The sequence below is a fragment of the Geodermatophilus pulveris genome, assembly GCF_900188375.1.
Taxonomy (GTDB): Bacteria; Actinomycetota; Actinomycetes; order Mycobacteriales; family Geodermatophilaceae; genus Geodermatophilus; species Geodermatophilus pulveris.
On the sequence record NZ_FZOO01000002.1, the window covers coordinates 14,512 to 38,939 of the forward strand.

At 72.0% G+C, this 24,428-nt stretch carries 18 protein-coding genes and 1 pseudogene; 7 read left to right on the forward strand and 12 right to left on the reverse strand.

Features of this window, described 5'->3' with window-relative positions; translation table 11 throughout:
* Window positions 1-27 precede the first annotated feature (27 nt).
* Complete coding sequence (locus CHB98_RS03610; RefSeq protein WP_179224144.1) at window positions 28-1,200, forward strand: CDP-glycerol glycerophosphotransferase family protein; 1,173 nt, start codon at window positions 28-30, stop codon at window positions 1,198-1,200.
* Between the two features lie 98 nt (window positions 1,201-1,298).
* On the opposite strand, the gene CHB98_RS03615 is transcribed toward CHB98_RS03610, so the two are convergent.
* The gene (locus CHB98_RS03615) at window positions 1,299-1,733 is read right to left on the reverse strand and encodes an FAD synthase family protein (RefSeq protein ID WP_089304263.1); all 435 of its coding nucleotides are present in this window, start codon (window positions 1,731-1,733) and stop codon (window positions 1,299-1,301) included.
* 56 nt (window positions 1,734-1,789) lie between these two features.
* On the reverse strand, window positions 1,790-3,187 hold the full coding sequence (locus tag CHB98_RS03620; RefSeq protein ID WP_143424923.1) for a glycosyl hydrolase: 1,398 nt from the start codon (window positions 3,185-3,187) through the stop codon (window positions 1,790-1,792).
* 473 nt (window positions 3,188-3,660) lie between these two features.
* On the opposite strand from CHB98_RS03620, the gene CHB98_RS03625 reads away from it, so the two are divergent.
* The gene (locus CHB98_RS03625) at window positions 3,661-4,578 is read left to right on the forward strand and encodes a glycosyltransferase family 2 protein (RefSeq protein WP_218822231.1); all 918 of its coding nucleotides are present in this window, start codon (window positions 3,661-3,663) and stop codon (window positions 4,576-4,578) included.
* Between the two features lie 292 nt (window positions 4,579-4,870).
* Here CHB98_RS03625 and CHB98_RS21340 read toward each other — a convergent pair whose 3' ends face one another.
* On the reverse strand, window positions 4,871-6,178 hold the full coding sequence (locus tag CHB98_RS21340) for a hypothetical protein (protein ID WP_179224146.1): 1,308 nt from the start codon (window positions 6,176-6,178) through the stop codon (window positions 4,871-4,873).
* An 89-nt stretch (window positions 6,179-6,267) separates the two neighbouring features.
* Here CHB98_RS21340 and CHB98_RS03635 point away from each other — a divergent pair, with 89 nt between their 5' ends.
* On the forward strand, window positions 6,268-7,530 hold the full coding sequence (locus CHB98_RS03635) for a polysaccharide biosynthesis protein (protein ID WP_089304265.1): 1,263 nt from the start codon (window positions 6,268-6,270) through the stop codon (window positions 7,528-7,530).
* 15 nt (window positions 7,531-7,545) lie between these two features.
* On the opposite strand, the gene CHB98_RS03640 is transcribed toward CHB98_RS03635, so the two are convergent.
* The 4 genes from CHB98_RS03640 to CHB98_RS03655 form a co-directional block, all read right to left on the reverse strand.
* Window positions 7,546-8,616 carry a phosphotransferase family protein gene (locus tag CHB98_RS03640; protein WP_089304266.1) on the reverse strand — a complete coding sequence of 357 codons (1,071 nt, stop codon included), beginning with the start codon at window positions 8,614-8,616 and terminating at the stop codon, window positions 7,546-7,548.
* Complete coding sequence (locus CHB98_RS03645; protein ID WP_143424924.1) at window positions 8,613-9,938, reverse strand: hypothetical protein; 1,326 nt, start codon at window positions 9,936-9,938, stop codon at window positions 8,613-8,615. Before CHB98_RS03645 ends, CHB98_RS03640 begins: the two co-directional genes overlap by 4 nt.
* A complete protein-coding gene (locus tag CHB98_RS22950) occupies window positions 9,935-10,303 on the reverse strand; it encodes a WhiB family transcriptional regulator (protein ID WP_425432509.1) in 369 nt (122 codons plus the stop codon). Before CHB98_RS22950 ends, CHB98_RS03645 begins: the two co-directional genes overlap by 4 nt.
* Window positions 10,304-10,429: 126 nt before the next feature.
* The gene (locus CHB98_RS03655) at window positions 10,430-11,977 is read right to left on the reverse strand and encodes a sigma-70 family RNA polymerase sigma factor (RefSeq protein WP_089304268.1); all 1,548 of its coding nucleotides are present in this window, start codon (window positions 11,975-11,977) and stop codon (window positions 10,430-10,432) included.
* A gap of 1,070 nt (window positions 11,978-13,047) precedes the next feature.
* Between CHB98_RS03655 and CHB98_RS03665 the strand changes: the two genes are divergently transcribed.
* On the forward strand, window positions 13,048-13,317 hold the full coding sequence (locus tag CHB98_RS03665) for a hypothetical protein (protein WP_143424925.1): 270 nt from the start codon (window positions 13,048-13,050) through the stop codon (window positions 13,315-13,317).
* Window positions 13,318-13,414: 97 nt separating this feature from the next.
* Here CHB98_RS03665 and CHB98_RS22630 read toward each other — a convergent pair whose 3' ends face one another.
* Together CHB98_RS22630 and CHB98_RS21345 are read right to left on the reverse strand one after the other, a co-directional pair.
* On the reverse strand, window positions 13,415-13,594 hold the full coding sequence (locus tag CHB98_RS22630) for a LysM peptidoglycan-binding domain-containing protein (RefSeq protein WP_143424926.1): 180 nt from the start codon (window positions 13,592-13,594) through the stop codon (window positions 13,415-13,417).
* A 545-nt stretch (window positions 13,595-14,139) separates the two neighbouring features.
* The gene (locus CHB98_RS21345) at window positions 14,140-15,573 is read right to left on the reverse strand and encodes a P-loop NTPase family protein (RefSeq protein ID WP_179224148.1); all 1,434 of its coding nucleotides are present in this window, start codon (window positions 15,571-15,573) and stop codon (window positions 14,140-14,142) included.
* A gap of 798 nt (window positions 15,574-16,371) precedes the next feature.
* Here CHB98_RS21345 and CHB98_RS21350 point away from each other — a divergent pair.
* Both CHB98_RS21350 and CHB98_RS21355 read left to right on the forward strand, forming a co-directional pair.
* Complete coding sequence (locus CHB98_RS21350) at window positions 16,372-17,535, forward strand: glycosyltransferase (RefSeq protein ID WP_179224150.1); 1,164 nt, start codon at window positions 16,372-16,374, stop codon at window positions 17,533-17,535.
* A gap of 353 nt (window positions 17,536-17,888) precedes the next feature.
* Entirely contained in the window at window positions 17,889-18,026 is a 138-nt protein-coding gene (locus CHB98_RS21355; RefSeq protein WP_179224152.1) for a hypothetical protein, read from the forward strand.
* A gap of 1,010 nt (window positions 18,027-19,036) precedes the next feature.
* Here the strand turns inward: CHB98_RS21355 and CHB98_RS03685 are convergent.
* Both CHB98_RS03685 and CHB98_RS21360 read right to left on the reverse strand, forming a co-directional pair.
* Window positions 19,037-19,804, reverse strand: a complete 768-nt coding sequence (locus CHB98_RS03685) for a tyrosine-type recombinase/integrase (RefSeq protein ID WP_179224154.1) — start codon at window positions 19,802-19,804, stop codon at window positions 19,037-19,039.
* Window positions 19,805-19,886: 82 nt separating this feature from the next.
* The gene (locus CHB98_RS21360) at window positions 19,887-20,036 is read right to left on the reverse strand and encodes a hypothetical protein (RefSeq protein ID WP_179224156.1); all 150 of its coding nucleotides are present in this window, start codon (window positions 20,034-20,036) and stop codon (window positions 19,887-19,889) included.
* A gap of 539 nt (window positions 20,037-20,575) precedes the next feature.
* Here CHB98_RS21360 and CHB98_RS21920 point away from each other — a divergent pair.
* Window positions 20,576-22,942 carry a choice-of-anchor L domain-containing protein gene (locus CHB98_RS21920; RefSeq protein WP_143424928.1) on the forward strand — a complete coding sequence of 789 codons (2,367 nt, stop codon included), beginning with the start codon at window positions 20,576-20,578 and terminating at the stop codon, window positions 22,940-22,942.
* Window positions 22,943-23,624: 682 nt separating this feature from the next.
* Here the strand turns inward: CHB98_RS21920 and CHB98_RS22955 are convergent.
* Window positions 23,625-23,881: pseudogene (locus CHB98_RS22955) on the reverse strand (hypothetical protein); the annotation flags it as partial.
* Window positions 23,882-24,428 lie beyond the last annotated feature (547 nt).

Consider the following 24,428-nt stretch of genomic DNA (forward strand, 5'->3'; position numbering starts at 1 on the left):
CCCGCCCCGGGGAGGGGGAACAGAACCGTGCACCACCGGCTGCAGCACGTCGCCCGGGTCGTGGGCCGACGGGCCCTGGACCGGCTCAACGCCGCTGTCCCGAAGCGGGAGCAGCTCCTGCTGAACCTCTATCCCGACACCGACGCATCGCTACCGCCTCTGCTGGAGGCCTGCCGGGACGTCGAGGGGAGGGTCGTCGTGCTGCTCACCCACCCCGCGAACGCGGTCGCCACCCGGGTGCGGGAGGTGCTGGGCGCGCGGGTGCGGGTGTACCGCCGCGGGTCGTTCGGGGCGGTCTGGCAGTACCTGCGGTCGAGGTCTGTCGTCCTCACCCATCCGGTCTACGACAGCGCCCGGCTGGCCCGCCGGCAGACCGTGGTGAACGTCTGGCACGGGATGCCGATCAAGGCGATCGGCCGCCTGGACGGGCGCCAGGACGTGGTCCTCGCCGACTGGACGCTGGCCAGTTCGGGTTTCTACCGCCCGCTCCTGGCCGAGGCGCTCGGCGTCCCGCCGGAGAGCGTGGTGGTCCTGCACTCACCTCGCATCGAGCACCTGTGCCAGGGGCACGCGGACGTGTGGGAGCGGGTGGCTGTCGACCGCTCGGCGTACGACCGGGTGTTCGTGTGGATGCCGACGTTCCGCGGGCGGGAACCCGAACGCGGCGGAGGAGGAGTGTCCAGCGCCCCCCTGCTGTCCCCGGATGGCGCCGCCCGGCTCGGGGAGCTGCTCGCCCGGCGCCGGTGCCTGCTGGTGCTGCGGCGGCATCCCTACGAGGCTCGTGCTGTCCCGCTGTCGGTCCCCGGCGTCCTGGAGCTCACCGACACGGTCCTCGAGGCCGCGGGCGTCGGCATCTACGAGGTCCTCGCCGAGGCCGACGCCCTGGTCACCGACGTCTCGTCGGTGTGGCTGGACTTCCTGCTGCTGGACCGGCCGATCGTCATCTGGTTCCCGGACCTCGACGCGTACACCGCCGACCGCCCGCTGCTGCTCGATCCGTACGAGACGTGGACGCCGGGGCCGCCGCTGGCCGACGAGGACGACCTGCTGGCCGCCCTGGACGCCGTCGCGACCGGCGAGGACCCCTTCCGGCTGCGGCGGCGGCAGGTGCGGGAGCTCCTCATGAGCGCGAGGAGCGGGGGCCTGGCCACGCGGGTCCTCGCCTTCGCCGGGGTCCGCCGCCCCCCGTCCGCTTCCTGATGTGGTCCGGGGGGGGGGGGGGGGGGGGGGGGGGGGGGGGGGGGGGGGGGGGGGGGGGGGGGGGGGGGGGGGGGGGGGGGGGGGGGGGGGGGTGAGCGTCAGCGGGGGACGGCGCGGATCCGCTCGATGGTCGCGGTGGTGGAGATGGACGGCGTCCGAGGCAGGTAGACCACCTGGCAGATGTCGTTCAGGTGGTCGAAACGGTCGCGCCAGTCGTCGCCCATCACCAGGACGTCGGCCCCCGCCGTCTCCAGGTAGGCGCGCTTGTCCTCGAGCGACTCCTCGAAGAAGGTCGCGTCGACGCACTGCAGGGCGTTGATGATCCGGCGCCGCTCGTGCTCCGGGTAGACCGAGGCCCGGCCCTTCTTCGCCAGGTTGAGCCGGTCGGTCGAGACCCCCACTGTCAGGTTCGCCCCGCAGGCCCGTGCTCGTTCCAGGATGGACAGGTGACCGACGTGGAAGACGTCGAAGGTCCCGAACGTGACCACCCGTGGGTGTCGCAGGTGTGCCGTCGCCTGCTCGATCGTCCTCATGGTGCAACTCCGCCTCGTCGATTCGTCGACCCGTCGGTGTTCTCGTGCGTGCTGGGTCACCCGCCGGAGACCTTCCACGAGACGCGTGAGAAGGCGACCGAGCCGCTGTTGCCGCTGCTGCGCAGGTGCACTTGCACCGCCTCGGCTTCCGCAGGCGGCGCCCCTCCGACGATCAGCCAGTGCCACTCGTCGGCACCCGACGGCAACGGGTAACTGCTGGTGTTGGCCAGCCACTCCCCGTCGCCGTCAAACCAGCTGAGCGTCACGTCATTGACTCCGGTGACGTCGGCACCGCGCGCCTGCACGCTCACCGTCCACCGCTGCCCCGGGCGGACCGGCTGCGCGGGCACCGTGTACCAGGAGGTGACGCCGTCGCGCTGGGCTCGGGTCCCCGTGAACACCAGCGCGTTGTCCCCCGAGACGCCCTGTCCGCGCTTGATCCGCGCCGAACCGGTGGGCTTCCACGGCGTCCAGCCGGCGGCGTGCTGGCCGTCGCCCACCAGCAGGCTGAACCGGCCGTTGAAGGGCTGCGCGCTCAACGTGCCGGCGAAGGCGGCGGAGACGACGGCCAGCGCCGGCTTGGGGCTGCCGTCGGTGCGGAGCAGGCCGAAACCGACCTCGGCGCCGGGCAGGTCCTCCGGTACCCCACCCCGACGGAAGTCGTAGAGGGTCCACGGGGCCGCGGGCGGCAGGCCGGCCTCCCGGGCAGCGGTCTGCACGACGCGGTACCAGGCGGCCTGGTCGGCCTCGTCGAGCGCCCGGCCGGGGGAGCCCGGCCCCTCCGGCCGGCTGGACAGCCCTGCCTCACCGACGATCAACGGCGCGGGGGCGACGGCCGCCGCAGCCCGGCGGAAGGTGCTGTACGCCAGGCCCGGGTCGCCGTAGTAGTGCAGGCTGAACAGGTCGGGCGGCGCGCCGGTGAGGGCCTCTCGCAGGGTCGCCAGGCCGTCGACACCGAGCCGGCCGCTGGTGGAGACGGTGACCGGCGTGGTCGGCAGCAGGTCGTGCAACAGCCCGATCTGGTCGCGGGCCCAGGCCATGGCCTGCGGGTTGGACGGATCGATCTCGTTCTGGACCTCCACCACGGCGATCCGCGGGTCCTCGCCCGATGCGGACAGCAGGGACGCCGTCCACGTGCGGCTGCCCTCGAGGTCGGCGTAGTCGCTCCAGTAGTCGAACAGGGTCAGCTGCACGTGCAGGCCGTGTCGTGAGGCGAGGTGCAGCGCCGTCTCCAGCCGGTCGCGCATGCCCGGCTCGACCGCCGGGAAACCGAAGGCCGAGGGGAAGACGATGAGGCGGACCATCTCCGCGCCGGTGTCGGCGATTCGGTGCAGGTCCCGGTCGAGGACCTCCTCGGACCACTCGGTCCACATGCGCTCCCACGGGGAGCCCGAGGGGTAGTAGTTCACCAGCCGCAGCGAGGCGGCCACGTGCGCCGCGTTCTCCTGTCGCACCGCAGCGATCGGTGGCACCCCGGCCGGACCGAGGGGGAGGGTCGGCGCCCGGCCTTGTTCAGCGACGTGCCGCTCGACCCTCGAGGTGCCCCGGGCCCCCATGAGGTCTCCAGGGAGCAGGGCGAACAGGGTGGTCAGCACGGTCAGCAAGGCCAGCAGGGCCGCCATCGGCGGGTGAGGAACAAGACCTCGCGCAGGAGGCGGCGCCCCCGGGAGGGCGGCCGTCGCGGCGCTCACCGCGGCGTCCGAGGAGCCGGGGAGTCCGCCATACGACCGTGCGCTGCCGGGTCGTGTGGGGTCGCTTCCCAAAGGAGTCGGACGCTCCTACGGTCCTGCAGGTCCCCCTCGTCGGGGACGGCCCACCAGGGCGTCCGTCGCCCCGCCCGGAACCCCGACCGCCGGGGTGGGCGGGGGACGGGTGGACACGACGACGCCCGGCCCAGCCGAAGTCCTGCACCCCCCGGAGCTCCGCCATGACCCTGCCGACCTCCCGTGCACCGTCCGCCCCGACCCCCGGCGAGGCGATCCGCCTCTCCGTCGTCATGCCCGTGCTGAACGAGGAGCGCACCTTGCGGCTCGCGCTCAACCGGCTCGTGCACACCGATCTCCCGTGTCCGCTGGAGGTGATCGTCGTCGACGACGGCAGCACCGACGGCACCTGGGACCTGCTGACCGCGTTCCGGTGCGCGCACGGGGAGGTCGTCCTCTGCCGGCACGAGCGCAACCGCGGCAAGGGTGCCGCCGTCCTCACCGGGCTGGACGTCGCCACCGGCACGCACGCGCTGGTCTTCGACGCCGACCTCGAGTACGACCCCGAGGACATCCGCCGCATGCTGCAGCCGGTGATCGAGGGGCGGGCCGCCACCGTCTACGGCACGCGGCTCTTCGGCCGGGACACCGTCTACCAGTCCTTCTGGTTCGCCTTGGGCAACCGGGCGACGACGCTGGCCGCCAACGTCCTCTACGACGCGGCGATCAGCGACCTGCACACGTGCCTGAAGCTGCTGCCCCTGCCGCTGCTGCGCAGCCTGGACCTCGACGAGCAGGGCTTCGGCCTGGACACCCAGATCACCGCGCGGATGCTGATGAGCGGCGTCCGCCCGTACGAGGTGCCCATCAGCTACAACAGCCGCACCCGTGAGGAGGGCAAGAAGATCGGCTGGAAGCACGGGGTCGAGTCGATCGCCATCCTGCGCCGGGAGCGAGCCGCCGCCCGCCGCCGGCCCACCTGGATGCAGGTCAGCCGGGACGTCGCCCGGTTCCAGCGAGGGCAAGCCGTTGAGCGGCTGATCGCCATGGAGGAGGCGCGCATCGCCGCCCGCCTGGTCGCGCGGCTCGCCGGGGCCGACCCGCGGGTCGACGTCGTGGCCCGGGCCGAGGCCGGCGCCTGAGCGCACGGTGTCGGACCCAGTGGCGGTCCCGGGTGCACATCTGCGGGCACCCGGGACCGTCACAGGCGGCCGCGGCATCGGGATCAGGGACGCCGCGACCAGGGGCGCCGGGACCCGGGGGGAGATCCCGGCTGCCCCCGATCGGGGACAGCTGATGGGCGGAGGGGCCCCCACGCAGTCGGCAACCGGGAGTCCGGGGTCTGGCTCGGCACACCCAGGAGACGTGCGCCACCGCCGGTTACCACGGCACTCCCCGGGCCGGCCCGACGAGGCGGTCGGTGCCGGCCTGCCGTCAGCAGTGCGGTGCGACGGCTGCGTACAGGTCGTGCAGTCGCACCGGGTAGGGGTGGCGGACCTCGTGAGCGGGCACGTCGGCGAGGGCGCGGGTGAGCAGGAGCAGCTCCCGTTCGCGCGCCGTCTCCAGCAGCGGGTTGACGCGGTCGGGAAAGGCGTAGCGGAACTCCTGGTAGGCGGTGGTCAGTGCCGCTCGCTCGAAGGCCTGCGAGCTCACCATGCGCCGCGCGACCTCTCCCGCGCCCGGCGGCACGACCTGGGTGCCGCCCTCCCGGCCCACGACGGGCAGGATGACCCGGTCGAGCGGAGCCCGACCCCGCCGCACGCGGGAGCCGAACAGCAGCGTCGGGTCGACGGGGCCCACACCCTGCCAGCGCCATGCACCGTCCGTTGCGAGCCTGTGCAGCGCGGGCACCGGCCGCGTACGCAGGCCGTCCAGTCCCGGGACGGCGCGGTACAGCCGCTGGTACAGCCGCCAGGCCCGCAGCCGGGCCCGCTGCTGCGGCTCGATCCGGGCCCTGTACTGCGGCAGCTGGCGGAGGTGCCAGTCCCAGATGCGGGCGATGCCCGAGCAGCCGTACATGCCCGGCGGGTCGCGGCGGACGACCGTCCACTCGTCGGAGACGTAGTCGGCTTCCGCCGCCATGAGGGGCAGGAGGGTCTCGGTCTTTCCGCCCTTCTGCCACCCCGTGACCAGGACGCCCCGGCCGCGGAACACGAACGACGCCGCGTGCAGGAGCACGTGGTCCCGACGCAGGAGGTGGAGGCCGAGGATCGGGATGAGCAGCGGAACGCGGTCGATGCCGCGTTCGCACACGATCTCGTCGCTGTCACCGAGCCGGTCGACATCCACCCGCGCCCGTCGGCCCCGAGCGTCGAGCAGGTAGAAGTGCTCGTCGTCGAAGCCGACTCTCTGCAGGCCGAGCAGGCGCAGCGACCCGGTGACCGACAGCTCGTCGGTGAACCGGACGGTGACGTCCGGCTTGCCCTCCGGCGGGCGAGCCGGTGCCCCGAGCTCGTGCACCACGGCCTCCCGCACTCGTGTGGGAGCGCCGTGCAATCGGATCCGGACGAGGCCGTGCACGTCGTGGTCCGTGGCGTCGTGGTCTGTGGCGTCGTGGTCTGTGGCGTCGTGGTCTGTGGCGTCGTGGTCTGTGGCGTCGTGGTCTGTGGCGTCGTGGTCTGTGGCGTCGTGGTCTGTGGCGTCGTGGTCTGTGGCGTCGTGGTCTGTGGCGTCGTGGTCTGTGGCGTCGTGGGCCGTGGCGTCGCCACGGACGTCGGAGGCGGGGATCAGGGGTTCCGGCATCGCATCCCATCCGTCGGCGGCCGGGGACGGCTCGCACCGGTCCCCGGCGGGAGTGGTCCGCCCGGCCTCGGCCGACACGAGGACCGATCGTGACCCCGGGCCGGCTCAGGAGCTCGGCGGCGCGGGTCTGGGCGGTGGGCTTCTACCGCAACAGCGTCCTGATCCTGGCCACGCAGGCGGTCACGTCCGCAGTCGGCTACCTGTTCTGGGCGCTGTCGGCCCGGGATGCCGGACCGGCGGCGACCGGCCTCGGCGGCAGCCTGCTGAGCGCCGTCAGCGCAACTCACCTGGTGACCAGCACGGGGATCGTCGTGGGCACCCTCCGGCTGCTGGCCGAGGCGACCGACGCGCGGGTTCGTCGCGCGGAGGCCGTGCGCGCCGGCGTCGCCACCGCTCTGCTCTCGGTGGTCGGGGGGCTGCTCCTCACCACCGTCGTCCCCCGGCTGGTGCAGTCCCTGGCGCCGGCCGCCGAACCGTCCCTGGCCATCGCCCTCGTCGTCTCGGTGGTCGCCACGAGCACCGGGTTGGCGCTGGACGCCGTGGCCCTGGCCGTGGGCCGGACGCCGATCATGCTCGTCCGCGGCGCCGTCATGAGCACGGGCCGGTTGCTGGTCTTCCTGCTGCCGGGGCAGACGTCGCTGCACGACCTGATCTGGTCCTACGCCCTCGCGACGGTGGCGGCAGACCTGCTCGCCCTGGCGCTGCTGCGCCCCCGGGAGAGCCTGCGGCACGTGCCTCGGGCCCTGCCCGAGGTGTGGGACAGGCGTCGCTACTTCCTGGGGTACCACCTGACCGCCCTTGGCGGAGCGGGAGCGGTGTACCTGCTCCCGGTCGTGGTCCTCACGCAGCTGGGCCCGGTGCAAGCGGGCTACTTCTACCCAACCTGGCTGCTGGGCGGTCTGTTCTTCACCATCAGCCCGGCGGTGGCCAACGCCTACCTGGCCCGGAGCGCCGCGCCGGGAGAGCCGTTGCACGCCCAGGTCCGGCAGGCCGTCGTGCTGATAGGCGCCCTGCTGTCCCTGCCGCTGCTCGTCGTGGCCGTGGCGCCCGACCTCGTCCTGGGCGCTCTCGGTCCCGGATACGCCGACAGGGGCCGGGTGCTGCTGTGGGTGCTGGCCGTCTCGGCCCTGCCCGACGCGGTCACCAACATCGCCGTGGCGGCGCTGCGCATCCGGCGGCGGCTGGCCGCGGCCGCGACCCTCAACGCGAGCATGTCCGCGCTGACCCTGCTGTCGGCGTTCCCGCTGCTGGGGCTGCTCGGCATCCCTGGCGCCGGTGTGGCGTGGCTGGTGGCGCAGACCGCCGGTGCCCTCGCCGTCCCTCTGCTGCTGCGCCGGCGGGCGCGGGTGTGAGGTGAGCACAGGAGGTCAGGTCCAGGTGGCACGGGCCAGCCGGCGAGCGCTGGCGAGCAGCAGGGACTGCAGCTGGGCGTCCACCGTCTGCAGCCGTAAGGGGAGCAGCGCGGGTCGCCCGTGCAGCCGCGCCAGCTGGCGCAGCCGCAGCCAGCGCCCGGCCAGCTGCTGCAGGAGGCGCAGCTCGAACACCGGTGCGCACACCCCGGAGCCGTAGCACTCCAGGAAGCGGCCGACCAGCGGGCGGTGCAGTCGCAGGCGCTCGGGCAGGACCGCGTCGACCAGGAAGGGCACCGACCCGGTGGTGAAGGCGACGAAACGCGCCAGATCCTCCTCCGGCGCTCCCGTCCCCTGCAGGTCGATGTCGATCCCGACGACGGTCCGGCCCTCGGGGAGCAGGACGTTGGCCGGCGTGCAGTCGCCGTGCAGCCACACCTGGCACGTCGTCACGGTCCTGGAGGGCACGGCGGCCAGGGTCCGGGCCACGGCGGGTGGCACCGGCAGCCCGGCCGGGGCGAGCCGCTGCTGCAGGCGGACCCGCACCCGTCCGGCCTCCTGCGCCAGGTCGAGCGTTCGGGCGGGCAGCGCTTCGAGCTCGTGCAGGCCGCGGAGGAAGACGGCCGCCCGGCCGACACCGTCCAGCAGCGCCGCGGGCGAGAGCACCGAGCGGGTGTGCAGCAGGTCCGACACCGCGGGCCCGGGGACGTAGGCGGTGGCGAACCCCTCGAGTTCGGGGAGCAGGGCCACGGGCGTCGGGACGCGGGCCGGCCCGCCGCGTGCTGTGAAGTGTCCCGCCAGCCGCAGCAGCCCGGCGAACTCCCGTGCGGCGGCCAGCGGACTGGCGACGTCGTCCTGCGTCCAGTTCGTGCGCGGTTGCTTGACCACCCAGCGGCACAGTCCCGGCCGGTCGGCCGTGCCGAGGAAGTGGACGGTGGAGCGTGCCTGCGCGCGAGCCGACCAGACGGGGACGCACGAGCCCGCCGGCAGGCCGAGTCGGTCCGCGAGGACCGCGGCCACATCGACCGACGGCGTCACGGGCGGCCAGCGCTCGACCAGCCGCGGCGCCCAGGAGGGCAGGCTCCTCACAGCGCGCGCCACACGTCTCGCAGGATCCGGCGGTGCAGGTCGTCGGCTGGGCGCCGACCGTCGAGGCGCCGGAGGCCGAACCGCGGCACGTGACCCTCGTACAGCTGGGCCATGCACTCCAGCTCCCGCGGACCCCAGTGCTCCTGCCGCCGGGCATGGGAGACCTCGCCGGGCACGGCCAGCAGGAACCCGACGGCGGGTCTGGGCGCCAGCAGGCGGAACAGCGCCCGCTCGAACCGGACGTCGAGCCGGCGCTCGTGGCCGAAGAAGTAGTCCAGCTTGACCGCGGTGTCGGGGCTGAACCGGTCGAACAGCAGCACCTGCGTCCGGGACCGCGGCCGCAGGGTCAGCCACCACAGCTGCAGGGCGTTGAAGGCGGCGGCGAGGCCGACCCACAGGTGCGGTGCCATCGTGCCGGTGCGGCACCCAGGGGGGACGAAGGGGTCGAGCGGCTGCGCCCGCAGTTCCCGTCGGCCGGCCGGCGTCCAGGCGCGCCGGTCCAGCAACGAGCAGATGCCGTACAGCTTCCGGCTGGTCGCGAAGCCCGCCCACTGATCGGTGCTGGGCACGCCGAGTTGGGTCAGGGCCTCCCGCAGCCGCCGCACCTGGGTGCTCTTGCCCGACCCGTCCAGGCCCGAGAGCGACACCACGGTGGGCCGTAGGCGCCGGGGGAGGGACTCACGCACCAGGGCGGCCTTGACCCGTACCGGGTCCGGGCCCAGCAGGTAGCGGAGCACCCGGCCGGCACGGGCGGGCGGAGAGTCCACGCGGGACCGGTGGGCAGCCCGCAGGGCCCGCAAGGCGCCTCGGAGACCGAGCTGCCGTGCGACCTCCTCGGCGGTCGTCCAGGCATCCGGGTCCCGATCGAGGACTCGGTCGACGCGGGCCCGGGTGCCCGCGCTGAGCCGGCCCCGGCGCGCGACGACGCTACGGCCGGCCAGGACGAGAACAGCCGCCGGTGAGGGCCGCGCGAGGTGGCGGAAGCACGTCAACGGCTCGGCGTCGGCGAACAGGACCGAGGGGTCCCGCCCGCCCCACCGATCCCGCTCGGCGTGCTCCACGTCGATGACGTACGGGCCGTCCGCGTCGAAGGTCGCCCACCTGTCCTGAGACGGCACGAATCCGGAGGCGACACACCACTCGACGACCTGACGGCGCTGGGGGAGCCGGACCAGCAGGTCCAGGTCCCGGCCGAAGGGCGGGAGCGAGCCGATGACCAGCACCCGGTCGGTCAGCGCAGCGTCGACCGCGGCGGCGACCGAGAGGGCGCGGACCGCAGCGGCCGCGGCGTCCCGGGGCTGGACGGACTGCACTTCGCTCACCGAGGGGAGCCCCACCGGCTGCGGCCCCGCCGCGAGGACGACCGCACGGTGTCCAGCGTCTGTCGGCGGTCCCGTTCCGAGTAGCCGCCCCAGAGGCCGTGGCTGCCCCCGCCGGTTGCCGCCTCGAAGGTCAGCGCGGTCGCCAGACAGCGCACCTGGACCGGGCAGGACGCGCAGATGCCGGTGGCCAGGTCGCGGTCGGCCGGCAGGGCCGAGAACCAGAGTTCCGGATCGCGTCCCCGGCATGCAGCCGACTGCCGCCAGTCCAACGTCGAGGACGCGGGCCCGCGGCCGCACCGGTGCCTTGGCGTGGCCGGCGGTCCGGAGCTGTTCGTGGGCGCCAGGATCACCGTGCTCGGTTCCATGGCGGGACTGCATCGTGCGTGGTCACACGGAGGAGACGGACCGATCCGTCCGGTACCACGTCACTTCACGCCGTCTCCCGGCTGCCGCGCGGTCACCGCCCGGGTCGCTCGAGGGTCGCGTGCACGTCAGGGCGGGGGCGTCTTCGTGTTCGGGCCGGTTGCCGACGGGGTGGCGGACGAGGACGTCGGGGACGACGTGCTCGACGGGGACGGACCCGACGAGGATCCGGGGGAACCCGGCGTCGAGCTCGGTGCAGATGAGCCCGGCGTGGCTGGTGCCGAGGACCCGGTGGTGGGCCCGCTGCTGGTCGCCCCCGTGCTGGCGGACGACGAGCCGGACGTGGACGGGTCGGTGGCAGTAACGGAGCCGCTGGTCGACGGGGGCGGTGTCGGACCCGTGGAGTCAGGCGTCCCGCTCCCGGGAGCCGTGGTGGGGCTGGGCGAGCCGCCCCCCGTGGGGGATGCGCTGTCAGTGGCGCCGGGACCGGGCGAGCCGGAGGTCGGCCCGGTGGAGGGGGATGGCGGTCCGGAGTTCCCGGGCGACGGTGGGGTGACCTGCGCGGGACGCGACTCACCCGGGGGCGCGGGATCGGCGGGGCGGCTGCCGATGGCGACGTAGGCCCCGAACCCCGTCGTCGCGACGGCCGCCGCCACCAGACCGGCGGTGACCGGCTGGGACACCGCCGCCACGGTCGCTGCGAGCAGTCCGCCGGCGCCGGCCGTGGACCCGGCAGCCGACGGTGCGCTGACGGTACCGCCCGCCGCGGCTGCGCTGGCCGCTCCAGCGGTGCCGGACCCGTGGGCGCCGCCGGCTGCCGCGCCGCCCGCCAGTCCGCTCACGCCGTCCCTCGCCGTCCCGACGGCGGCCGCTCCTGCGACCGGGACGGCGGCGGCTGCCGCAGCGGGCGGGGCGCCCCAGGCCAGCTTGGCGATGCTGAGCCCCAGCAATGCGGGTACCAGGATGACGCGTAGCCGGTTGTTGACGTCCTTGAGCTCGTCGCGGAGCCGGCGACAGTCAACACACTCCGTCAGGTGGGTCTCGAGTGCTCGTCGGTCTCGCACGCCGAGGGAGCCGCGCACGTGGGCGGCGAGCAAGTGGACCATCTCCTCGTGCCCCGGAGGTGCGGTGACGATGTGCTCCTGCAGCCAGGCCGTGCGCAGGCCCTCACGAGCCCGGACCGCCAGCTGCGCCACCGCGCGGGGGCTGATGCCGAGCAGCGGAGCCACCTGCGCGGGTGCCTCGCCCTGCACCTCGGTGTGCCACAGCACCATCTGCCACCGCTCGGGCAGGGACTGGAACGCCTGCGCCACCAACTGCTGCTCCAACCGGTCGATCGCAGGATCGGCGGTCGGCTGCGCATGGTGCAAGGGGGTCTCCGCCTCCTCGAGGCTCTCCCGGGGGGTGATTCGCCGCACGCGCCGGTGGCGGTCGATCGCGGCGTTGCGCACGGCGCGCAGCAGGTACGGCCGGAAGGCGACGTCGGGACCGCGACCTTCGCGGAGCACCGTGTACGTGCGTGCGAAGGCGTCCGAGACGACGTCCTCCGCCTCGTCGGTCATCTGCCGAGCCACGTGCAGCGCTGTTCCGACGTGCCGTTCGTAGAGCTGGGCGTAGGCAGCTGCGTCTCCGGCGCGGGAGCGAGACAGGAGCTGCGCGTCGTCATTCACGTCCATGGTCCCGACCTCGGGGAAGTTGTCGACGTCCGGTCGGCTGTGGGGCGGAGGGGCACCTCCGCGTCATCTCTCAGTCAGATACTGCCAGTCACTTGTCGGATCCGGAGGGAATCGAGGGCACGGGCTGGACACCTCCGGTCACGCGGTGCCCTTGCGCCCGCCCTCGCGCCACCGGACGGTGGGTGTGCCTGTTGACGTCCAACGCTGGTGGTCCGGGGAGTCAGGTGGAGTGGATCGCCGACCGCTACCGGCGGGAACCGGCCGGCCGCTCACCCGACGGCATCCTGAACCCGGCACGGGACAGGTTGTCGGGTGCTGTGGTGAGCGTCCTGCACGTGCCGGCGCCGGCCGACGCCGGGGGAGTGGCCGCGGAGGCCGACCGGCTGCGGCGCTACGCCCGAGTGCGCCACCCACACCTGGCCGAGGTCCGCGAGGTCGAGGCGCACCCCGGCTCGCTGGACGTCGTGTGTGAGCCGCTGCGGGGACGTGTCCTGTCCTCCGGCGAGCACAGCCCCGTCACGACGGTGCAGGACGTCCAACGGCTGGCCGGCGACGTGCTTGAGGCCCTGGCTGCTCTCCACCGATCCGGCGTCGTCCACGGAGCGGTGAGCGAACGCTGCCTGCTGCTGTCTCACCGGACGGGTCCGACGACTGAGCTGGAGGTGACCCTCCTGCCGCTCCCCGCCGTCCCTCCCGGCGACGGAGGCGGAGCCACGGCCACCCGGTCGGACGACGTCCGAGCCGCAGCCACCACGTTCCTCGCCCTGCTCGACCGGACGCCGAAGCAGGGCCTGGACGCCTCGGTCCTCGCCGCAGGTCTCGCTCGTGCACTGAGGCGAGCAGGTGGCGTGGGGCCTCCGGCGGACAGCGAGGCCGCCCGCGAGCTCCAGGCGGCGGAGGTGGTGGCCCGAGAGGGTGGCGCCCCACCCGGCGGAGCGGCACCGCGCGACAGCAGTACGTCGGCACCGGACGGCGAACGGTCCTCGCGCACGAAGGCACCTCCTAGAGGGACGGCGACCGACCGGTAGTACCGGTTCCGCGGAGCTCCGACCGGGCGACGTCGAGCAGTGGTGGCCGCGGTGGTCGTCGCGGCGATCGCGGGCTCGGCCGCCGTGCCCCTGTCGAACGACGAGACGGTCAGGCAGCAGGCGGCGCTGCAGGGTGATCCCCCTCCGGATCACGGGGACGGACTCAGCCCCCGGTACGCCACGGCGGCTCGCCTGACCGTGGTCGGTGCCGTGACGAAGCCGGGCGCCTGGTTCGAGGTCCTCGAGGGTGCGCCGGCCCCGCTCGTCCGGGCCCACCCCGCAGCAGATGGCCGACAGTCCCCGGATCGGTGAGGCCGATCGGTGGAGTTGATTGGCACCCCGGTGGCGACAGGGGAGGCGAACCTCGTCCTGCGGCCGTGTCCGGCCAGGGAAGTCGCTCGGGTGACGGTCAGGGCAAGCCGGGCAGCACGAGTTCCTGCCCGGGGTGGATGAGGTCGGGGTCTGCGCCGATGACGTCCCGGTTGGCCGCGTAGAGCCGGGGCCACGCGTCGAGGACCTGCTCAGCCGTCGCCTGCTCCCCGAGCAGCTGAGCGGTGATCGTCCACAGGCTGTCGCCCGGCCGGACCACGTGGTGGGTCGGCTGCGCCGCCGGGTCGGACGGCGCGGACTCCGACGTGTCGCCCGGCTGGCCCGGCGGCGGGCTGGACTGCGGGCCCCCGGTTCCTCCCGAGCCCCCCGGGGTGGAGCTCCTCGTGCCGGAGCTCCCGGTGCCGGAGCTCCCCGTGCCGGAGCCTCCCGTGCCGGAGCCTCCCGTGCCGGAGTTGTCCGATAGAGCGCTCGACGGGACTTCGACGGGTGGACCGGTCGCGTCTGCTCCAGGCAGGGCGTCCTCCGCCTCCTCGGACTCGGATTCCCCGGGCGACCCGGAGGGCTCGGGGCTCGGTCCGCGCGCGCTCCCCTCGGCCGTACCGGCGTCGTCAGCGGTCGGCTGGCCGCCGTCACCGCCATCGATCGCTCCGACCGCCAGGCCTCCGATCAGTCCACCGGCAGCGAGCGTCGCCACCGTGACCGCTCCGATCCGCAGGCGCTGCCGCCGGCGCTCGGCCTGCTGCGCGGCGAACAGGGCGTCGACCTCGATCTGCTTCCCGCCGGGACGGTCCTCTGACCCGCTCGTCATCTCTCCCCCTCGGTGGTTCCTCGTGCTTCCGCCCCCGACCTGGGAGCCGGGCAGCCGCTGGTGGCCGACCGTGTCGCCTGACCTTCGGCCCGCCTGGCGCCGGCACGCCCGCTACCGGCGCCGGCGTCCCGGAGGGCACCGGCCAGCTCGTCGGCCGCTGTCGGCGCGTCCTCGACCGACGGGTCGTCACCCGATTCCTCCGGGTCCGGCACGGCTTGCCGGGGCCGGTTCCAGATCACCGGTGTGCGCGTCCCGTGACCGCGATGGACCAGGACCACGCCGATGACCCGGCTGCCGGCACGGGCGAGGCGGTCGGCGGCCCGACGGCAGTCGGCGACGGTCGAGCTGCCGGCCACCACGACCAGGACGGCCGCGTCCGCGACCGCGGCCAGGCGCAGTGACACCTCGGTGAGCGGCGGGCCCGACAGGACGACGAGGTCGGCGGTGTCGAGGAGCCGGTCGACGAGCAGCGGGAGTCGCCGTGACTCGAGGGCCTCCCGGCCACGCACGTCGGACGCGTCCGGCCAGTCGAGAGGCAGCACCCGCAGATGAGGCCGATCGGTGGGCACGAGCTCAGCACTCACGGCCGCGTCGTCCTCGAGCGTCTTCCGGAGGACCTCGCCGACCGAGCGGCGGTGCGCCTGAGTGCGGGCGCCGACCAGGACCGTCCGCTCACCCGCATTGGCCCCGGCCACGGCCACGTCGATGCTGCGCAGGGCAGGCTGGGCGCCGGGGGAGTCGCCGACCACGAGGACGACTCGGACCTGCGGCTGTCCGGCCAGCGCCCGGTGCAGCCCTCGGTACGGCTCCAGGTCACGGAAGCGCATGTCCAGGCCGGTGGCCGCGTGCAGTCGACGTGGCTCGGTGGTCTGGACGACGATGTCGGCGCCGGTGGCCTGGACGGCGTCCGCGCTCAGCAGGACCAGCCCGCGGCTCCGGTCGTAGACGACCAGCGCTGCCACGGCGAGGACGGCGCCGGCCAGGGCACCCAGCAGCAGCCCCACGGCGGCGCGGGCAGCCGGAGGTGCCGACGACACCACGAGCCCGGTGAGGACGACGGCCGCCGCGGTCCCAGCCAGCGCCGCGCCGGCAGCCAGCCACGAGCGGTGGCTGCTCAGCAGGGTGGCGAGCCGGCCGTCCCGCGGCGGCAAGTCGGCGGCCGGTGCGGCTCGGGCCGTGAGGGTGTCCTCGTCCGACGCGCGACGCCGACCGGACGCCACCAGGACGAGTGCGGCCAGCAGGCCGCCGCCGACAGCGGCCGTGCTGCTGTAGAGCACCGGTCGGGGACGCTCGGGTGCCACCGGGACCGCGGCCGGTGCGGCGAGGCCGAGCGATGCGTTGCGCACGCTGACGAGGTCGGCGCCCTCCTCGGCGGAGACCTCCCCCCACGTGGTGGCCAGGTCAGCAGCACGCTCGGCGGTGGGTCCCACTGCGACGACCTCGACCACCGCGGTGCCCTCGACGGCGACGACCGTCGTCCGCTGCGCCGCCTCGGATGGGGGGAGGGGACTCGGGAGGCGCGCAGCGACACGCTCAGCGAGTTCGGGACCGTCGAGCAGCTCGGCGAAGGTGCGGGCGTACACCTGGTCGGCTGCGGCTCGATCACCGGCCGGCTCGTCCGGAGCACCGGCCGATGCCACGAGCTGGGCGGTGGCGGAGTACCGCGGCGGGATGAAGGACGAGATGAGCGCCGCCAGCGTGGCGCAGAGCGCGGCGGTCGCGAGGAGCAGGAGGAGCCGGGGCCCCGTTCGCCGTGGCGCGCTCAGACGCAATTGTCTTCCCCCTGGTTCCCCCGACGTGCTCCCTGCAAGGCGCGCGATCTGCCCGCTCGGCAGGTACTCGATCGCAGGGAGCTTGGACACCCCCCTGACCCGTGTCAATCGGCCGCTCCTCCGGCCCCCGGGTGGTCCGTCCATGAAGAGACACGGAGAGGAAAGGGTTACCACGCGGGTTCGCCGACCTTTCTCGCGATGGGCAGCCGGGGGCATCCGGACGTGGTCCGCGGTGGCGCGAGGTCGGTTGCTCCAGAGGAGCCAGCCGCCTCGATCGGTCTGCGTGGTCGCGTTGTAACCCGGTGTCTGGGCCGTCTCTCACAGGGAGGTCACCGTCGACGCCCGTCGGCGAGCTGTGCTGACCTCCGAAGGGGGAGCTCCCGTGTTGCTTCACACCACCGTGTCCGGACCCGGCCGGACGACCAGTGCCCGCCGCGCGGCCACGGACGTGCGCGCATGATCCGTCCCGCCATCGTCCACGAGGTGCGCACCGACCAGCGCGGCCAGGAGGAGGTCGTCGAACAGCTGTGCCGACTCTGGCCGCGGGCCGAGGTCGTGACGGCCCTGATCGACGAGCGGACACCGGAGGGGCTGCGGGCTGCCAGGGTGCGAGAGGCCGCCCTGCGCCTGCTGCACCGGAGCGACGGCCGACAGCTGCCCCTGTTCGGGACGTCACCGGCGGCCGTGTCCACAGCGGACCTCTCCGGCTTCGACGTCGTGCTGACCGTGCACCGTCTCTTCGCCCAGTGGGTGCCCGCCCCGAGTGGGATCCCGATGGTCTCCTATGTGCACGGTCCGGCCCGGTCGATGTGGGACCCGCGGATGCGGACGTACGGGGACACCGGCCGGGTGGCCCGGCGGGCGTGGGACGCCCGTGCCGCGAGGTACCAGACCACCGACCGGGCGGCCGCGACGCGCCCCGACGTGCTCGTCGCCGCCTCCCGTGCGGTGGCCGGGCGGATCCGTGCGTGGTGGGACCGACACGCGGAGGTGGTGCCCCCACCGGTGGACGTGGACTGGTACCGGCCGGCGCCTCAGCGGACGAAGGATGACTTCTTCCTCTACGCCGGACGGTTGCTGCCGCGCAAACGCACGGACGTCGCGGTCGCCGCTGCGCGGGCGGCAGGAGTGCAGCTGGTCGTGGCAGGCGCCGGTCCCAGCCGTCCGGCGCTCGAGCAGATGGCCGGCCGGCGCGTCCAGTTCGTCGGACAGGTCGGCGCCACCGAACTGAGGGAGCTCTACCGCAGGTGCGCGGCGGTGGTGGTGCCCGGCGAGGAGGACTTCGGCAGGGTCTCGGTGGAGGCCCAGGCCTGCGGGACACCCGTCCTGGCACTCAGCGCGGGCGGCAGCCTGGACACCGTCGTGGACGGCGTCACCGGGCGGTTGTGGCAGCCGGTGTACGACGACACGGCGATCGGCTCGCTGGCGTACGAGATGGGCAGGTTCGACCCCAGTGCCTACGACCCCGCGCAGCTGCGACGGCACGCCGAGAGCTTCGCACCCGGGCGGTTCTGCCGGGACCTGCAGGTCATCGTGGGCAGGGTCCTCGCCGAGGTGGAGCGCGCGGGAACGCGGACGAGCCATCGGAGCCCCGCCCTGCGTCAGTCGGTCACCTGCTGATCGGGAAGGTGAGGCCTGCCGAGGTGTGCTCCTGCCGCGGTCTGCCGTCGTCGTTCACCCGGTCCGCGGCGACCTGCTCGGTCGGTCGCTGGAGCGAGGTCGGCGCCGGCCACACGAGGAGCGGGGTCGGGCCCGGGTTCGGTGAACGACCGCGGAGGGGGAGCGGTGGGTGCCTGGGCAGCGTGCCCAGGAGGGATGGGTTCATGGCAACGCCTCGGCGAAGGGCAGACCCTGTCAAGGGGGACCGCCCCCGGTTCAGTTGGTTCCTTGGCGGTGAGGCTTCGGCCTCGCTTGGAGGATCAGCATCCCGCCCCGAGCCGTTTCCGGCGGAGTCCCGACGTGAGGCGATCACCGTGGCCCGCAAGGGCGAGGCGTCGGTCGCTCAGGTGGCCCGGGACTTCGGGGTCTTGGGCTTCTGGCTGGCCGCTGGTAGAAGAGGGCCGACCGAGGAGGCGGCCGCCCCCGTCGACCAGCGGCGGCTGCGGCGGTGAAGGCACCGTGTGGCTGGGGCACGGGGGGTGACCAATCCATGACCAATGGAGCGGAGAACAGGTCTCCAGGGGCCTGAAACGGGCCTTCCCGGGCTCCTCCTAAGGTTCCAGGAAGGCTGACAGACCGTAGACCTGCGAGAACACGTGGAGCGGGTGAGGGAATCGAACCCGCGTGGCCAAGTGGGGTGGAGATCGTCGTCACCCATGCTGGGCTCGGCTTCGACCCGCCGACCGGGTGTTCCCTCACTCGCGGGGTGATGCTGTGTGCCAGGCGGTGTGCCACCACGGGGCGTTCACGGTTGTCCGCAGCCATCCGCGGATGACCGCATCAGCCGTCTGACCTGCGCGTCCGTACGACGGCGCACGTCCACGAACCCCGCACCAGGAACTGTCAGTTGCATGGTTTGAGACGGCTCCCCAGTAGGCCAACCGATCATGAACGGCCCCCCCGACATGGCGATAGTTGATGGCGATGAGGCCGCAAACGCGTGGTGCCGCGATGGTGGCCTAAGGTCGGCGTTCAGGGTCATTCGTGACGGTTCGCTGAGAACCGCACATGCCGCTGACCTGCGAGAATGGACTCCGACGAACCTGCGCCGACCCCCATCAGCCGCCCTGGCAGTGTAGGAGTCAGGGTTCGAGTCCCCTCAGCTCCACCTGGAGTGCTCCTGCGCTCGGTGGGGGCGCCCGCACCGAGCGCAGGTCGCGGAGGCTCGCTAGCCGAAGCCGCGGACCGCAACCGGAACCGCAACGCGACTTGGACTCTTACGGACGGTCGCGTATGTCACCGGACGCCGTACCCCTTGCCACCTGGGTAGATGGCACGCGGGCGAACGTCCATGGACGGGAAGAAGTTGTCTGGGGGTCGAGGGGTCGCAGGTTCAAATCCTGTCAGCCCGACAGCGAAAGCGCAGGGCAGAGGCGGGTCGGTCCTTCGGACCGACCCGCCTCTCGCGTGAGTACAGCAACCGCACCGCAACCGGAACCGCAACGCGGTTTGCACCGCAACGTCACCAGTGGATCGCCTGCCCGAGCTTGTCTGCCGCCTCGCGCTGCTGCACCGGCGCCACGTGGCTGTAGATGTCGGCCGTGATGGCGTAGGAGCTGTGGCCAAGGTGCTCCTGCACCACCTTCGTGTGCGTGCCGGCGGCGAGCAGGAAGCTCGCAGCCGAGTGACGCAGCGTGTGCAGGTGGACGCCACGCAGGCCGGCTCGATCGGCCAGTGCCTCTAACCGGCGCAGGACGTTGCGCGGCTCCAGCGGCGTGCCGATCTCCGAGGTGAACACGAGCCCGCTGGACTGCCACAGGCTGCCTGCGGCGAGCTGTTCGGCGGCCTGGCGCTTGCGGTGCGCCCGCAACGTCTCGACGGCGGGGACGGGGAGCGGCACGGTGCGCCGCGACTTCTCGGTCTTCGGCTCGCCGAGCTCGAGCCCGGCAGACGTCCGCGACAGCGTCCAGCGCACCCGGACGACGGCCGCATCGAGGTCGACGTCTCGCCACTGCAGGGCCAGAGCCTCACCGCGGCGCAGGCCGGTCGCCAGCATCACCCGGTACAAGGCCTCGAGGCGGTCACCGCGGACTGCCTCGAGCAGCGCCTCCGCCTGCTGGGCGGAGAGGTAACCCGCGTCTGTGCGCTCGACGGCCGGGCGTCTGACCAGGGCGGCCGGGTCGCGCTGGATCACCCCGTCCCGGACCGCGACGTCAAGGGCGGCCAGGAGCACGGCGTAGATCGTTCGGACGGATGACGCAGAAAGACCCGCGCGGCGCTTGGCGAGCACCAGGGTCTCCAGGTCTGAGGGGCGAGCCGGTCGAGGCGCAGGCTGCCCAGCTTGGGCACCAGATGGCTGCGAGCAATTGTCACTACAGGTCGATCGTCGCCTGCTTGCGGTCGCTCGCCGGCAGCGCCTTCGTCGTCCAGTCCTCCAGCCAGGCGGCCATCGTGATCGACGCCCCCTTGACGGGGGCGCCAGCCTCGACGCGCTCCCGCAGCTCCCGGAGCTTCGCCCGCACTCCGCCTGCGTTCTGCCGCTGACCTCCCGCCGCTTCACCTCGCCGACGTCGTCTCGGTAGGTCAGCGCCGAGTACCACCGTCCGTTGGCCCGCTCGAAGATCGAACCCTCGCCGTTCCCTCGCTTCGCCATGGGGCTGCTCCGATCGCCGGGGCCAGCGGCCCTGGTCATTCGCTGGTCGTCGCGGCAGTACAGCCCTCAGGGGATTCATCAACCTCGACACCCGGGTGTCAACAATACACGTGCAGGGGTCCTGGTATTTGAGGCGGACTGGTCCGTGCCTTATGGGCCCAACCTTGAGTCGCCAGTGGCGAATGAGCACGGTGTGACGAATGTGCCGCGCCTATCAGGCGGATCCTTGCCCGCTCCTGGGAGCGGGCCGTAGCCTCGCCCCGGCCGCCACGACGGACACCTTCGTTCGCTCGTATTCACCGCCGCGGAGCCACACGATGCGGGCTCCGGTTCAGCGAATCGACGGGGATGGGTGTATCAGTGCGCGGAAGAGCGACCCTATTGGCCGCGACACTTCTCCTGACCTTGATGCTGGGCGCCATGCCGGAGGGCGCAAAGGCTGTTGCTCCTACAGTCGGAAACGTCACCGTCATCATCAATGCGCCCGACGGTGTGCCTGCCAACGTGTTCCTCAATGGCGCGACAAAGCAATTGGCTAGCAAGCCGCCTTCTGGAACCTCCACGCGAGTATCCCTGTCGTTACCTGTTACGCCCGTCTCCTATCGCGTCGACGCTCCCCCGGTCACATTCGCGGGTACTCGGTATCTCGGGATATCATCGAGACCGACTCTTGTCATCAGTCCCGGTCAAAGCTCCGAACTTCAGGTCACGTACTCGCCCGAGGCCGGGGCTCAGCAGATACACGCAACGAGCGTGACCCCGAACTCCGTCTCCTTGGCTTGGACAGCAAGTCCGACGGCGCGGTTCGCCCTTCGTCGTACGCCCGGCACCACCCCTGCCGCTAATGTGCAGCAGGGCACCACCGTCCCAGTCGCGGCATTGGGTTCCGTGGACGGGAATCTCACGCCCGGCGCAACGTACACTTATTCCCTCTTCACGCAGGACCGCAGTCGCTGGTACGGCCCCCTCGCAATCACAGCTACGACGCCCAATTCGACTCCAGACGGTTCGATGGCGTCATACATTGCGCCACCTTCCACCCTTATCTTGGAGCCGACGGATATCGCGGCGATCACGACCCTTGATGTCGGTGTCCGTGTTCGACTACAGGCGCAGATCTCGACGCCACTGTTGGGATCGGGCGTTGTGCTGCCGGCGTCAGATACACTGGCCGGCGGCCTTGTCGGTGTCGTTCGAGCCATTTCGACCGACGGGCGCACCGTCGAACTCGACCCGGCGGGTCTGGCCGACGCCTTTGACTACTACGAACTCTCCGTGCCCTCCTTCTCCGTTACTGGCGCACCGCCTGACGAGAGTCAGCCGGCCGCCGGTCCGCAGAACTTGACTCACGGCATTGCAGGACTCCCGGCGCAACTGCCGGCGGCGAGCGCTCAGTGTGGCCGCACGCGTGGGTCCGGAAACTTCGTCAACTTCACTCCCACACTGAAGGCTGACGGGCACTTTGCTACCAAAGTCGACAAGTTTGCGTCGGTGCCCGTGAAGGCCACCGTGAACGCTGGCCTGACTATCCGCCTCACAGGGGCGGCGGAAGTTCAAACCACGCTGAACGTCCGATGCAATGTGACGCTTCCCCATGTTTTCAGGACCTTTCAGGCCGGACCTGTGCCGATGGCCATCTCGTTCCGGCCTACTGCGGAGTTCAATATCCAAGGGGCCTGGGATATCCGAAACGTGGGCTTGACGGTCACCAGCGGTTTCAACGTAACCGCAACCATGGGTGTGTCCGGCAATCCGAACGTCTCGGTCCAGCCGATCATGAACGCTACGCCGCTTACTCCTCAAGTCGTAACGTCCAATGGCAGTCTCAATCTGCGAACCGGTGGCGAGCTCACATTCGGCCCAGGCGCCGGGACGAGCGGTTTGGGGATCATCGCTGGCATCAATGGCGCCGTCCACCCCTTCGACGCATCTTTCGGCCCCAAGTTCCCACACCCGGACCCGAGATTTAACCAGTGCCTGCAATTGGCTGCTGGAAAGTCGTGGGCTCTGACTCTTGCGGTGAAGGCCTTCTTGGGCAAGCTGTCCTTGAGTGCCTCGGTGCCGTTGATGAGCAACACCACTCCTTGGTTCCCCACGCAGCACTACCCCTCTGGGTGTCAGGATCTCCAGGCGCCGTCCGCTGGCACTCCCGACACGCTGCTCGGTGGCGGCGTCACCAAGGTGGACGACGTGACCTCGGGATCGGGGGCTCAATGGGGGCATGTAGACGGTTTCGCCCCCGGCCAGAAGACTTGGGTCCTCAGTACTGGTCAGATCAGTGATGCCATCGGAGCGCCCTCCCAGTTCGCCAGCACGGGCATGGGCCAACCCGGAGATGCACAACTCTCTGCGCTCGCGGGTCATTCGACCAATGATGCTGCCTCATATCAGGTGACCATCACGCCAACAGGGTCGACCTTGCACGTTCGATACGTCTTCGCGAGCGAGGAGTATCCCGAGTATGTGGGCAGCAGCTTCAATGACGTTATGGCAGTCTTCGTCAATGGCACAAACTGCGCCGTCGTGCCTGGCACGTCAACTCCTGTGTCGATCAATACGGTGAATGACCACACGAACAGCAACTATTACGTCGACAACTCGACAGGTGCCGCCGGCTACGGGACGACCATGGACGGCCTCACAGTTCCGTTGACCTGCTCGGTCCCAGTGGTCCCGGGTCAGCCTGTTACTGTGCGTATCGCGGTTGCCGACAGTTCTGACTCGTCCTATGACAGCGCAGTCGCGTTGCTCGATGGCGGTATCTGGGCGGACTGATCGATTAGGAGGAGGCGTGGGAAGACGAGCCCAGCGGCAGCGCAGTGCAAACCCGCGGACTGTCCCGGGATTCGCTCAGGCAGTCGCTGACGAAAAGGTCCCACACGCGCCCGCCACAGCGCCACACCTGTTGCCCGGATTGACCGCGGTCGAGCTGGCCAAGGCCTGCCTGTACCGGACAGTCGTCTTGTGGACCATCGCTTCTGCTGCGGTGACCGGTGCTGACCGCTTTCTCCCAATGCTCTGGTCCAGCCTGCTCGGCTCGTTGGTCGCGCTGCTCGCGATGGTGTTTCCGCTTCGCTGGTGGTCGAAGGTCGGAGCTCGCCAGCGTGATGAGTTGCAGCGCGGCTACACAACGCTGCGGCTCACGGCGGGGAACTTTGCGTCGGAGGCTGGCGCTAAGCGCTGGTCGGACTTGGGAGTGCCGTGGGATTACCGGGGCATCTGGATTCTTGAGTCCACAGGCTCGGTCCTTGTGGAGCCGGACTTCGCCGTCGACCCTCCTGGGTGGTACCCATCCCCGAGCCGGCCAGGTGTATACGAGTTCTGGACAGGAGCAGCTTGGCTCGGCCGCTACAGGGACGCGCCGCTACTACGCTGAGGCAAGTGTGGACGCCTCCTCGCCGATGCACTCGCTCATGCCCGGGTGAGCGTAGCGGCAATCGAAGCCCCTGACATGTGGTCACCCTGGGCTTCGAGCCGCAGGCCTCGTCCCAGGCGCCTGACGCACTGCCAGCGCGCTCCTCGGCGACCGACGCGTCACAGGTATGGGCAGACAGGACAGTGTGTCCCGAGAATCGGCTGACAGCCGCTGGATGCGGCAGCGGGCGAGGACGTCGAGGCCGAGGTGGCGGCGGCCTTCGGTCCATTCGTCGTGCTGTTCGGCCAAGACCGCGCCGACCAGACGGGGACGGCGTCGCGGTCGGGGCAGACGCCGACGACCTGCGCACGGAGCTCGTGCTGGACGTCGTCGGGATGGCCTTGATCGCTCGCAAACCCGGCCCGGGGGCTGGTGCAGACCTCGAAGCGGTCGCTGCGGTCACCCGCGTTCACGATCTCGTCCATCTCGCCGTAGCGGTCCGGCCGGTAGTCGATGACGCGGGCACCCAGCTTGGCCAGGTTGAAGTAGGCGTTGCGCCGGACCAGGGAGTCGAAGGTCCAGCGGATCTCCGCGATGCCGTGCTCCAAGCAGACGGCGCGCTGCCACAGTTTCAGGGCGCAGCCCACCCCGGTGGTCCGGGCCCCGGGACGCACCGCGGCCATGTGGGAGTGCAGGTGCACCCCGCCGTTCCAGCCGAGGAACCCGACGCAGGCACCCACCGGCCCGTCGCCGCGGACGGCGGCCGCGACGGTGCCTCCGGCGTGGGCCATCGCCATGAGCAGGTTGGCCTGCAGCCGCTGGCCCGGACCCCAGACGGTGGAAACGATCTCCTGGACGCCGCCCCGTGCGGCGGTGCGGATGTCGACGCCTGCCGTGCGGGCGGCC